This window comes from Loktanella sp. DSM 29012 (assembly GCF_900110705.1).
Taxonomy (GTDB): Bacteria; Pseudomonadota; Alphaproteobacteria; order Rhodobacterales; family Rhodobacteraceae; genus Loktanella; species Loktanella gaetbuli.
Window position 1 is genome coordinate 433856 of record NZ_FOEJ01000001.1, and the last position, 12340, is coordinate 446195.

7 protein-coding genes and 1 tRNA gene are annotated in these 12340 nt (G+C 59.5%); 5 read left to right on the forward strand and 3 right to left on the reverse strand.

The genetic code is table 11. The features are described from left to right. Positions 1–19: 19 nt before the first annotated feature. The 3 genes from BMX27_RS02145 to BMX27_RS02155 all read left to right on the forward strand — a co-directional run bounded on the left by BMX27_RS02145 (position 20) and on the right by BMX27_RS02155 (position 6184). Complete coding sequence (locus tag BMX27_RS02145; RefSeq protein WP_090158256.1) at positions 20–775, forward strand: abortive infection family protein; 756 nt, start codon at positions 20–22, stop codon at positions 773–775. After that, positions 768–3902, forward strand: coding sequence for a type I restriction endonuclease subunit R (locus BMX27_RS02150; protein WP_090158257.1), 3135 nt, complete (start codon positions 768–770; stop codon positions 3900–3902). The genes BMX27_RS02145 and BMX27_RS02150 overlap by 8 nt, the downstream gene beginning before the upstream one ends. 290 nt (positions 3903–4192) lie before the next feature. After that, on the forward strand, positions 4193–6184 hold the full coding sequence (locus BMX27_RS02155) for a TniQ family protein (protein ID WP_090158258.1): 1992 nt from the start codon (positions 4193–4195) through the stop codon (positions 6182–6184). Positions 6185–6370: 186 nt separating this feature from the next. Here the strand turns inward: BMX27_RS02155 and BMX27_RS02160 are convergent, their stop codons facing one another. Continuing rightward, positions 6371–7468: an AAA family ATPase gene (locus BMX27_RS02160; protein ID WP_090158259.1), complete on the reverse strand. Its 1098-nt coding sequence runs from the start codon at positions 7466–7468 to the stop codon at positions 6371–6373. Between the two features lie 293 nt (positions 7469–7761). After that, a tRNA-Arg gene (locus tag BMX27_RS02165) sits at positions 7762–7838 on the reverse strand. A gap of 137 nt (positions 7839–7975) precedes the next feature. Here BMX27_RS02165 and BMX27_RS02170 point away from each other — a divergent pair. Then, positions 7976–8974, forward strand: coding sequence for a LacI family DNA-binding transcriptional regulator (locus BMX27_RS02170; protein ID WP_177172645.1), 999 nt, complete (start codon positions 7976–7978; stop codon positions 8972–8974). Here the strand turns inward: BMX27_RS02170 and BMX27_RS02175 are convergent, their stop codons facing one another. Then, positions 8975–11077, reverse strand: coding sequence for a putative bifunctional diguanylate cyclase/phosphodiesterase (locus tag BMX27_RS02175; RefSeq protein WP_090158261.1), 2103 nt, complete (start codon positions 11075–11077; stop codon positions 8975–8977). It lies immediately after the preceding gene. 191 nt (positions 11078–11268) lie between these two features. Between BMX27_RS02175 and mgrA the strand changes: the two genes are divergently transcribed. Then, positions 11269–12312: an L-glyceraldehyde 3-phosphate reductase gene (gene mgrA, locus BMX27_RS02180; protein WP_090158262.1), complete on the forward strand. Its 1044-nt coding sequence runs from the start codon at positions 11269–11271 to the stop codon at positions 12310–12312. Positions 12313–12340 lie beyond the last annotated feature (28 nt).

Sequence of the window (12340 nt, forward strand, 5' to 3'; positions counted from 1 at the left end):
CTGCGAGGCGCTTGTACTGATGAGTGACCTTTACCCCAACATCGAAGCCTTTTGCCGTCACTGGTCCAATGCCGCGATGCTCCAGCATACCTATGAGGCACTGGAGCGCGAATTCAACGCCGGGAACGACGGCTGCATTGACGCTGCCAAATGCATCCTCGAATGCGCCTGCAAAACCTTGGTCGAGGAATTGGATGATCCGATCAATCCCATCCGGGAACGCCCCGACAGCCCCATAAAAAGCGACAACCCGAGCCTTGGAAATTGGCTGACTGCTGCGATCCGCCTGCTTAACCTTGTCGATGATCGCACAGACCCTCTGAACAAGGTGATTTCGCAATACAACACCCTGACGGTCGAGTTGGGTAATTTTCGCAAGAAGGCCGGGCCTCTCAGTCATGGCAAGCTGGGCTTTGTGAATCGTCTAAGTGAACACCACCGGCGAATGGCGATAATTGCAGCCGACACGGTGATCGGTTTCCTGCACGATGCCTATCTGGATCAGCAGACGGACCCTGTACGAACATTTGAGCCTTACGAGCGGTTCGGCGTCTTCAATGAAAAGATTGATGCCTACATCGGCTTCGCGGGTGCTCGGATCGAAGACGGAAGATTGATCGTCGGTATTGAGCTGGAAGAGTTCGATACCAGACGCATCGACGTCAGCGTATCCCAACTGTTGTTCGGCGTTGAGCGGCAGACTTACAAGGAAGCTCTCCGCCGTACGGCTGCTCTCCCGCTTCCTGAACCCGAAGAGGAGGCCGTCGATGATTAACGAAGACTTGGTCGAACAAGCCGCACTGGCCATCTTGCAGGATCAGGGCATTCCCTATCTGGGGGCCGATGTGATCTCGCCCGATGGCACGGCGCCTGAGCGTGCATCTTATGGCGAGGTACTGTTGCTTGGGCGGCTGGAGGCGGCCGTGGCGCTGCTGAACCCCCGCATCCCCGAAGATGCCCGCCGGGACGCGATCCGCCAGATCACCGGGGCTGCGTCGCAAAGCCTGACCGAGGAAAACCGGCGCATCCACGCGCTGCTGGTTAATGGCGTGGACGTGGAGTTCAAGGCGGATGACGGTACGATCCGGGGCGACAAGGTCTGGCTGGTCGATCTCAACGACCCGCAGGCCAATGACTGGCTGGTGACGAACCAGTTCACCGTGATCGAGGGCAAGCACAATCGCCGCCCGGATGTGGTCGTGTTCCTGAACGGTCTGCCTGTCGCGGTGATCGAGCTGAAGAACGCGGCCAGCGAGGCCGCAACCATCGAGGATGCCTTCGCCCAGCTTCAAACCTATAAGCAGCAGGTTCCGTCCCTGTTCCGCACAAACGCGGTGCTGATCAGTTCGGACGGGTTGCTGGCCCGGATCGGCTCGCTGACTGCGAATGAAGAGCGGTTCATGCCGTGGCGCTCTGTCACCGGCGCGACGGGGGATTTCACGCCCGAGGGGCCTCAGGAAATGGCGACGCTGCTTAAGGGCGTGTTCGACAAGGGGCGGTTTCTGGAGCTGCTGCGCGATTTCACGGTGTTCGGCGATGTGGGCGAGGGTCCGTTCAAGATCATCGCTGGCTATCACCAGTTTTTCGGCGCGCGAAAGGCATTGGCCAGCGCCATCGAAGCGACCCAGCCCGAGGGCGACCGCAGGATCGGTGTGATCTGGCACACGCAAGGGTCTGGCAAGTCGCTGCTGATGGCCTTTTTCGCCGGGCTCTTGGTGCGGAGCCCTGCGATGGAGAACCCAACGCTTATTGTCCTGACCGACCGGAACGATCTGGACGATCAGCTTTTCCAGACCTTTGCCATGACCAAGGACCTGATCCGGCAAACGCCCGAGCACGCTGAAAGCCGGGAAGCGCTGCGTGATTTGCTGGCCCGGCAATCCGGCGGCGTGATTTTCACAACCATGCAGAAGTTCACCCCGGAGAAGGGTGAGGAGCGGTTCCCGACTTTGACCGACCGGCGGAACGTGATCGTCATCGCCGATGAGGCGCATCGCAGCCAATACGGGCTGGATGCGAAGGTGAACACAAAGACAGGTGAGCGGAAATACGGCTATGCCCACTATGTGCGCCAGGCCCTTCCCAATGCCTCGTTTGTCGGTTTTACCGGCACGCCAATTGAGACCGCGGACGTAAACACCCCAGCGGTTTTTGGTGCCTATGTCGACATTTACGACATCACCCGGGCCGTCGAAGACAAGGCCACGGTGCCGATTTACTATGAGAGCCGGTTGGCCCGGATCGAGCTTGACGAAGACGAGAAGCCGAAGATTGACGAGGAGATCGCGGCGATCCTCGAAGACGATACGCTGTCAGAACAGGAGAAGACCAAGGCCAAGTGGAGCACCGTTGAAGCGCTGGTCGGTGCAGAAAAGCGGTTGAAGCAAGTGGCCGCCGATCTTGTAAAGCACTTGGAAGCGCGGACTTCTGCCCTTGGCGGAAAAGCCATGGCGGTCTGCATGAGCCGCCGGATCTGCGTCGCGCTCTATAACGAGATTGTCGTGCTTCGCCCGGACTGGCATTCGGACGACGATGCATCCGGCGCGGTCAAGATCGTCATGACCGGCTCGGCATCGGACCCGCTCGAATGGCAAACGCATATCGGAAACAAGAAACGGCGCGATGACCTTGCGAAAAGGGCGCGCGACCCGGATGACCCGCTGAAACTGGTGATCGTTCGGGACATGTGGCTGACCGGCTTCGACGCCCCATGCATGCACACAATGTATATCGACAAGCCCATGCGCGGCCATGGGTTGATGCAGGCCATCGCTCGGGTCAACCGCGTATTTCGGGACAAGCCTGGCGGTTTGGTGGTCGACTATATCGGCATTGCCCAGAACCTGAAGAATGCTTTGTCACAGTATTCCGACGCCGACCGCGAACGCACCGGTATCGACGAGGAACAAGCAGTTGCGCTGCTGGCTGAAAAGCTCGACGTAGTCCGCCACATGTTCACTGGGCATGACTACAGCGCAGGCCTTCATGGCGCGGCTCAGGTTCGCTTGCAGGCGCTCGGTGATGCGGTCGATTGGATCGTCGGACAGCAAGCTCAGGCCGCACGCCAGAAGGCGCCCGACGTTGACAAGAAGAAGGAGCTTTCGCGATTTCAGAACGCAGCTCTGGAACTGTCACGCGCCTTTGCCCTGGCGTCGTCCAGCGATTTGGCCAAGGATGTTAAAGACGAGGTCGGCTTCCTTCAGGCTGTACGAGCGGCGATGACCAAAACCACGGTCAGGGGCAAACTCTCTTCGCGGGCGAAGCAATTTGCCATCGAGCAGTTGGTCAACAAGGCGGTTGCCGATGCGGAAATCGTGGACATCCTTCATGCTGCGGGGATCAAAACACCGGACATTTCCATCCTGTCCGATGAATTCCTTCTCGAAATCAAGTCTACGGAGCGTAAGAACCTTGCCTTGGAGGCGCTCAAGAAGCTTCTGAACGGAGAGATCAAAAGCAAAGCCAAACGAAACATCGTCGAAAGCCGCGCCTTTAGTCAGCGCCTCGAAGAAGCAGTCGCGCGCTATCACGCCAACGCCATTTCCACGGTCGAGATGATCCAAACCCTGATCGACCTTGCCAAAGACGTGAAAGCTTCTGCGGCCCGTGGTGAGGCCGAAGGCTTGTCCGACGAAGAACTGGCCTTTTACGACGCCCTGGCACAGAACGAGAGCGCCGTTGAAGCCATGGGCAACGAGCAGTTGCGGCTGATCGCGCATGAGCTGCTCGATCAGGTTCGTAAGAATGCGACCGTTGACTGGCACAAGAAAGAAAGCGCTCGGGCCCGGATGCGCATTCTTGTAAAGCGCATACTCAAAAAATATGGATATCCGCCTGATTTATCTACAGAAGCTGCGCAGATCGTTCTCGAGCAGGCTGAAACTCTCCTGAGAGATATGTAGGGGCGAAAAGGATGCCGACTGAGGCGGTGTAGATCATGTCGACGCGAAATATGGCTTGCGTGACCTCCCGCTGACCACCGGTCCAACTGTGGCTAGGGTCCGCTGGGTTGTGATCCGGCACCGGACGTCGCAACGTCCGAAACCCATTGGGATGCCCAAGACGAAAAACCACACTCGGCCCCCCGTGAAGATGCCTGCGGCCCAGACCCTTTGGTGCCCCGTTTGGTCCGGCTCTGAACATTTCGTAGACTAATTGCGATGTTGGCTCCGCCGGGGCGTAGCAGTGGACTTTGCGAGCGCATAGTCTCCGCTCAATTGGTCGGGGAATCTTCGACCGTGACCCATGGGGCCGAAGGAGCGAAGCACTGTTTGGATTTCCGACAATACGACCCGGCCCTCGACCGCATGAAGGGGTGGTCTCATATGTCTCGCGCGCGGCAGGTATGCGCGGTCTGCCGCTGGCTGGGCTGTGCAACGAGCTGGGCCTGTCCATCAAGAAGCTCATCAGCATGGATGGGAGCCAGCTCGAGACTGTGGTGGACATTTTCGGGCTTGATCCGACAGCGTTGGAGGATTTGTGGTCTTGGACGCCCCAGCCGGTTCCGGGTTTGCAGGTCAGGTTTCGGGGTGAACTCTTCGGGTCGCGCGCAGTGATCAGTCCTGTAATGCGCGGCTGCCCCGCCTGTCTGCGCGACGATCTTCAGTGCGATCGCACCCCGCCGCAGGGTCAGATGGTCATGCGCGGTGAATGGCAGTTGCGGTATTCCGAAATCTGCTTGCGGCACCGCCAGCCTCTCGTCGCGTTGTGGACGGTGACAGCACCACTTGCCCGGTACGATTTCCCGACGCGGCTGCGCGAGATCGCGGACGACATCGTTCAAGGCCGATTGGACCGGCCCACTCAGGCGATCACCGGTTATGACCGATGGCTGGATGACCGACTGTCGTCAGGAGCCGACCTGACGTGGCTTGCTAGCCATCCGACCGACACGGCGGCACGGTTCTGCCAGCTTCTCGGCGCGGAATTGATCCGGGTCATGCCGGGGGCTGCTGATGATGGCCTGACGGCGCGCGGCGTGGGGTTCGATTGCGCCAGCCGGGGACCGGCCGCGATCACGGCAGCCCTCACGGATCTCGCCGACAAGGTGGACTGGACGCAATACAGCGCGCAGAAGGCGTTCGGTCGGCTTTATCAATGGCTGAGCAACGACATGGCGGGGGATGCGCGATGTGATCCCTATCGCAATCTGCTGCGCAACGTGATCCTCGAGACCTGGGCCATCCCCGCGGGGGAGACGGTGCTTGGGCAATCTCTCGCCGCGCCGCGCCTTCATTCCGTTCTGACGGCTGCGAAGGAGATCGGCCGTTCGCCGAAGGTCGCGCGGCAGTTTCTCGAACATGCCGGTATCGTCGATCCCGCGGATCGGCGTCCCGATGCCCGCCTGACGTTTGATGCAGCGGCCGCGCAGTCAGTTCTTGCACAGGCCCGGCGGCTCGTGATCGCGCGTGACATGCGCCGAAGGCTGGGCGCGTCGCTCGGACAGTTCCATGCCCTTGTCCGTGCGGATGTCGTCTGTCCCGTCCTTCCGCTCGCGGTGTCGAAGCTGCAATGGGATACCGACGATGCCGACGCGCTTCTTAGAAAGCTGCTGTCTGGTGCCGTCACGATACACCCCGCGGACTCCGACTGGGTTCCGATCGGCGTCGCGGCAGGACTTGCTCGGGTCGATATCAAGACCGCCGTTGATGCCGCCTGCAGCGGGCTGATCCTGACCGGCATCCTGGCAGATGCGCATGGCTACGGCGCGGTGCATGTCCGGCAACGGGACATGGACGAACTGCGAGAGGGTGAGGTCGTGCATGTCACTTTGGCGGAGTTCGCGCGCCAAGTCGGGCTGCATAACAATGGCAACATGACGGCGCTTCACGCTGCTGGTCACGTCACCACAATCGGGGTGTTCAATCCTGCCACGCGCCGCATGGGGCTCTACGTGACGAACGACGGCCAAGCGGCCTTTCCACGACCGGTTCACGACGGTCAAACTGCTGGCGCAGCAGGCTGGGGTGGACGGCCGCGTCGTCGCCCGAAGGCTGCGCGATGCCGGCATCGCACGTTTTGCCCCGGAAGGTGCGGATTTCGGCCCGGTATTTCTCCAGTGCGAACTCACCCGACGCCTTGGTCCGAGGCCCCTTTCGCAGCGCATCCCGCACCCGGAAGCGCATTCAATTTAGGCCAAGGACCGCGACGACCTAACGATCTCATGCCTTCAGGATCTCGGTAATTACCGCCATTTCATCGGCCGTCACGGCTTCCAGGACAACGAACGGTCCATGGATGTCGTGCCCCGGCGAGATGCGGACGCGGAGTTCTCTCGCGATTTTCCGCAACACCCCGTGTGGGCCATGCAGTACAAGCCGAACAGGCGGTGGCACACCCGATCCTTGCGTGCCCTTTCGATCTGACAATGTCATTGCAACACCGGGCGTGTTGCCAGCAGTGCGGCACGGTCAAGCATCCTGTTCGCGGTGCGCAGACTCGGCATCAGGCCGGCCCTCATGGTCATCTCGATTGCGTCCGTCATCGCATCGATCGCCGGTCTCGGCAGACCGCGTTGCTCACCCTGCGCCACGATGTAGCCGCACATCTGCGTTCCGGTCAGATCCGGCATGTCTAGCACAATGGAGCGACTGACCAGCGCATCGGACAGGCCCTTGCGGCTGTTCGCGGTCGTGACCCAGTTGACCCAAGAGGCATCGAACTTCACCTGGTAGTAGGGGCATTCCCATGTCCGGGCGCTCATCCTTTCAAGCAGCGGCAACAGGGCGTCGGTCAACGTATAGCGCGAGCCTTGCGTCGACTGGACAACACCGCATTTCTCGACTTCGTCGATGATGACGACCGGACCCGCATGTCGCTCGCGCAGAATGGTCTGGATCAACTTGCCCGGTGATGCGGCACCCCACCCACGTTGCGATCCCACCAAGGCGAACGACGCGGGCTCGCCCGTCGCCTCGATCATCGTCGTCGGCACCCCGAGGTGATGCGCGAGGCGCCGCGCCCAGTGACTTTTTCCGATCCCCGGCGCGCCGACGAGAATGAGCGGGTGGAACCGCAGGCCCGGCAACCCATCGCGCGCTGATGCCCGAAGACCCTGCCAGACGACCTCGGTAGCCGGAGACATCCAAGGCATTTCGGTATGCAGGGCCGCGGCGATCTCGTCCGCTTCATGCTCCGTCTTGATCCGCGCGAGTGCCACGCCACCACGCAGAGCCGTTAGTGTCGCCCTGTCGCGCTCGGGCAAGTGATGGGTTCCGGTGCCGCTATGCAACCGCTCTACGAAGCGCATGGCTCGGCGCTTGATCATGGCAGTGTCGGCGTCCTGGATCAGGTCATACCAGTTCACCACGTGCTCTAGGGACATGTCGTCGGGGTCCGGTCGCTGCTTTTTCGACGTGCGGATCTTCCGGAGGGCATCGGTCAGCCGTTCCTCGATCTTGGAAAGGCGGGGGACGTCATCGATGAATTTGATATCACTGAAGGGAATCGTGGTCGTGGAGAGGGTCATGGCGGAGTCCTTTCAAGGCGCGGCGCGCGTGCCGCGTCGTTGCTCTCGTGCCGGTCTGGCCTGAGACGCGAGGGGTGAAAGGTTCCGGAACCCTGGTGCCGTCCAGTGAACGAAAATCATCGGAGCTGTCAAATGCGCGCGAAAGACGTCGATTCAGACAGGTCCATTAATGCCGGACTCCGCGTTCAATGCATTGAAATAGAATGATAAAACGAGACGATCCCCATCGTCTTGCGCAGACTATTGCTTGCTTTTGCGCAGACATCTGCTTTCGTTGGCACAACTGGCGGTTTTGGTGACCCCGGCAGGGTTCGAACCTGCAACCTGCCCCTTAGGAGGGGGCTGCTCTATCCAGTTGAGCCACGGGGCCTTGCGTTGTCATTGCCGCGAAAAGTGGGGTTGGTCAACGGTTGCGATGGTTAGCTTGGACAACGGTCGGGGCAGGCTGTAAATAGAAATGGTGTCTATATCAGGATTTCGACTGTGAGCATTCCACCGCGCCGCCCGATGACTCTTCGCGATGTATCTGAGGCATCGGGGGTCAGCGAAATGACGGTCAGCCGCGTGTTGCGCAACAAGGGTGACGTTAGCGCCGCGACGCGTGCCAAGGTGCAGGAAGCGGCGAAGTTGCTGGGATACGTGCCGAACCGGATTGCTGGATCCCTCGCATCAAGTCATGTCAATCTGGTTGCCGTGATCATCCCTTCTCTCAAGAACATGGTGTTTCCCGAAGTCCTTTCGGGGATTTCTGATGAACTGGATGAAAGTGTTCTTCAACCGGTCGTTGGCGTCACAGGATATCGTCCCGAAAAAGAAGAGCAGGTCTTGTTCGAGATGCTGTCATGGCGACCGGCAGGTCTGATCATTGCAGGGCTGGAGCATTCCGACGCATCGCGCGCGATGCTTGCGCAGGCGGCGATACCGGTCGTTGAAATCATGGATGTGGATGGTGCACCGATTGATTCCTGCGTGGGCATTTCGCACCGGCGCGCGGGGCACGAAATGGCAGAAGCGATCCTGCGCGCGGGTTATCGCCGGATCGGTTTTTTGGGTACGCAGATGCCCCTGGATCACCGAGCCCGGAAACGTTTCGAAGGTTTCACCCGGACGTTGGCCAAGGCAGGCATCGAAATCGAGGGCCAGGAATTCTATGCTGGCGGATCGGCCTTGGTGAAAGGGCGCGAGATGACGCAAGCGATCCTGGATCGCCATCCTGATCTGGATTTTCTGTATTATTCCAATGACATGATTGGTGCGGGCGGGTTGCTGTATCTGCTGGAAAATAGTGTCGATGTGCCAGGCAAAATCGGTTTGGCCGGTTTCAACGGAGTCGAGCTGCTGGATGGTTTGCCGCGTAAATTGGCCACGATGGATGCTTGCCGCCGCGAGATCGGGATGGAGGCCGCACGCATGATCAAGGCGCGGATCGCGGGGCAGGGGGAGCCGGGAAAAATCATGACCATGACGCCCCGCCTGGAATTGGGACAAACCCTGATCCGGAGCTGATCAAGTTTTGCTTGCCTCAAACCTTGAAAGAAAGGTGGAAAGCTGGTCCAGCGGGAGCGCTTTTTCATAAAGCCAACCCTGCGCGCGCGTGCACCCCATTCTGATCAGACAATCCTGCTCTGCCGGGGTTTCGACACCTTCGGCCAGAATGCCGACCCCAAGACGATCGGCGAGGCCGATGATCGCACCTGTCAGCGCCTGAAGTTGCAGGTCCAGATCCAGATTCTGGACAAAACTTCGGTCGATCTTGATCTGGTTGACCTTGAATTTGCGCAACGAAGCGATTGCGGCATGGCCCGTTCCAAAATCATCAAGCTCCATCACGAAGCCGGCTTTGACAAGGTTTTCGATATTGCTGAGGTAGTGTGACGTGCGTTCGTCCAGCAGTGTCGATTCAAGTAGTTCCAGCCTGATGCGATGTCGTGCAACGCCATGCCGATTGAGAACATCGAGAATGTGGGGCAAAAGTTTCGGGTCCGCGACCTGATTGGCAGACAGATTCACGCTGATCGTCAGATCGCTGCGCCCGATCCGGTCAAGGTGGGTCAATGCCTTGCAGGTCTGTTCCAATACGATGGTATCAAGCGCTTCGGTCAGTCCCGCGCGCTGCGCGATCCCTAAAAAAGCATTGGCGGCAAGGACACCCTTTTGCGGATGCCGCCACCGCAAAAGCGCCTCGAATCCAAAACAGCAATGTGTGACGGCGTCTACCTGCGGCTGAAAGAAGGCCTCGAATTCATCGCGGGCGACGGCGTCCTGCAGATCCCGGGTAAGTCCACCATCGCTGAGCGCCTGAGCGCGCATACGCGGCCGAAAGAACGCAACTGACCTGCCGGACTGCTTGGCGTCGGTCAGCGCCATTTCTGCGGCCCCGAGGATCGAAATGCTCTCATCTTGCTGTTCGCGCGGGTCCAGAATGGCCACCCCGGCGGCAACGGCACAGCCGACACGTTGACCGTCACAGATGACGGGATTCGACATGCCGCGGCACAATTGTTCGGCCAACTCTTCCAGCTTGGGGTCATTGAGGGTGATCTCCTTGGCAAAAAGGAATTCATTGCCACCGATCCTGGCCGCCAGACCATGTATCCGGGCGGCGTCTTGCAGGAACGCTGCGACCTGTCGCAACAATCGGTCGCCAGCGTCATAGCCGTAAATCGCGTTCACCTGTTTGAAACGTCTGATGTCGAGGTGAATGATGCCCAAGCCTGTTTGCGGATCCAAACTGGCACCCCAGTTGCGGATGTCATCCAGCAGTTTCCGCCGGTTGCGCAGGCCTGTCAGTTCATCCGTCAGCATCATGCGTTCCAGCCGGGCCTGCTGGTGTTTCAGTTCCGTGATGTCGATCCTCAGACCCACACGCCCGCCGCCAGGCGTTCTGCGTTCCTCAACCCGCAGCCAGCGGCCGGTGGACAGTTGCTGTTCCACCATGCTGTTTTCACGGCTGTACGCACTGAGCCGTTGTTCCAGCCACTCATCCTCTCGGCCGATGGCGTCAACGTATTCCCCGGCATCCAATCCAGCCTGCAAGATTTCGCGAAACGTCGTTCCTTCGGTCATGCGATGCGCGCTCTTGGGGTAGATGGCGCGATAATTGTCGTTGCAGATGACCAGCCTGTCTTCGTTGTCATAATAGACGAAACCGTCGGCCAGGGCATTGATGGCCGTCGTCAGTTGCGATTCTGCCTGTTGCACGCGGTCACGGTAATGCGCCTGCGCCGTTTCATCGGTGATGATCGCGATCAGTGTCGGTTTGCCGGCGTTGATGCACACAGCCCGGACAAGGTATTCGCGTTGTTCATTCGTTTTCAGACGGAATTGTCGGGAGCGTCCGGGACAGGTCCGCAGCCGGTTCAACAGTGCAACGGTCCGGTGCGATCGGATTTCAGGCGTCAGGTCGGCCAGGCGACGTTTACGCAACTGCCGCAGGTCAAACCCGAAAAACGCAAGCGCCTGTGAATTTCCGGCGATCACTTGCTGCGTTTTGCCATCTGCCACGATGATCGCAGCAGGTCCCATATCGAACAGCGCATCCAGAACGCCCCGGCGTTCAAGCTCTTGCCGCGCGGCAAAAGCCGCATTCTGATCCGGATCAAGTTTCATGACGTTCCCGCGTTGGCTGTTGCAGTTCTAGTGTCCGATGGTGAAGCAAAGGTTTAAGACTCTGTCTTTCAGCCATTTTTATCATTTCGGCGGGCCGTCTATTCGTTCAGATGATTGGACACGCCTGTTGTGGGCACCACCTTGTCCGCAGCAGACGGCCTCTGCGCCGCAACCCTGACAGGAGACCCCTTATGACATATTTGCCCGCCTCGGACCGCTACGACCGCATGCCTTACCGCCGCTGTGGTCGGTCTGGCCTCAAGCTTCCGGCGATCAGCCTTGGGCTTTGGCACAATTTCGGCGGGGACACCCCGCACGAAGTCAAACGCGACATGTGCCGCACGGCGTTCGACCATGGCATCACCCATTTCGACCTGGCCAATAACTATGGCCCGCCTGCGGGCAGCGCCGAAGAAGCGTTCGGTGAAATCCTCGCGACCGATTTCGCGGGCCTGAGGGACGAGCTGATCATCAGTTCCAAGGCGGGCTACGACATGTGGCCCGGTCCCTATGGAAACTGGGGCAGTCGCAAATACCTGATGGCGTCCTGTGACCAGTCGCTGGACCGGATGGGGCTGGATTACGTCGACATCTTTTATTCGCACCGGTTTGACCCGGAAACCCCGCTAGAGGAAACGATGGGCGCATTGGCCGATATCGTGAAATCGGGGCGCGCGCTTTATGCCGGGATCAGCAGCTACAACACTGAAAAGACGCGTGAAGCTGCTGCATTGCTTGCTGACGAAGGTGTGCCGTTGCTGATCCATCAGCCCAGCTACAACATCTTTAACCGCTGGGTGGAAACCGATGGGTTGAAAGAGACGCTGGCTGATCTGGGGGTCGGGTCGATTGCGTTTACCCCGCTGGCGCAAGGTATGTTGACCAAGAAATATCTGGGCGGCATCCCCGATGACAGTCGTGCGGCGCAGGACAAATCGCTGTCACCCGATCTGATCACCGAAGACGCGCTGGACAGCGTGCGTGCATTGAACGAACTGGCAGAGGCCCGGGGTCAGACGCTCGCGCAGATGGCGATTGCATGGGTGTTGCGCAACGAGGGCATCACGACAGCCTTGATCGGTGCCAGCAAGTCCAGCCAGATCGTCGACTGCGCGGGGGCGGCGGCAAATCTGACATTTACGGATGATGAGCTGGCCGAGATCGACGCACGCGCCGGCGACAAGGCGATCAACCTCTGGGCTGAAAGCTCTTTGTCGGAAAATGCTCCTGAATAAAAAAATGATTGGCGTTCCTCATTTTTAG

Bases quoted from the DNA above. Each gene is read 5' to 3' on its own strand.
- BMX27_RS02145 (WP_090158256.1), top strand. From the start codon at position 20: ATGAGTGACCTTTACCCCAACATCGAAGCCTTTTGCCGTCACTGGTCC.
- BMX27_RS02150 (WP_090158257.1), top strand. From the start codon at position 768: ATGATTAACGAAGACTTGGTCGAACAAGCCGCACTGGCCATCTTGCAG.
- BMX27_RS02160 (WP_090158259.1), bottom strand. From the start codon at position 7,468: ATGACCCTCTCCACGACCACGATTCCCTTCAGTGATATCAAATTCATC.
- BMX27_RS02170 (WP_177172645.1), top strand. From the start codon at position 7,976: ATGACTCTTCGCGATGTATCTGAGGCATCGGGGGTCAGCGAAATGACG.
- BMX27_RS02175 (WP_090158261.1), bottom strand. From the start codon at position 11,077: ATGAAACTTGATCCGGATCAGAATGCGGCTTTTGCCGCGCGGCAAGAG.
- mgrA (WP_090158262.1), top strand. From the start codon at position 11,269: ATGACATATTTGCCCGCCTCGGACCGCTACGACCGCATGCCTTACCGC.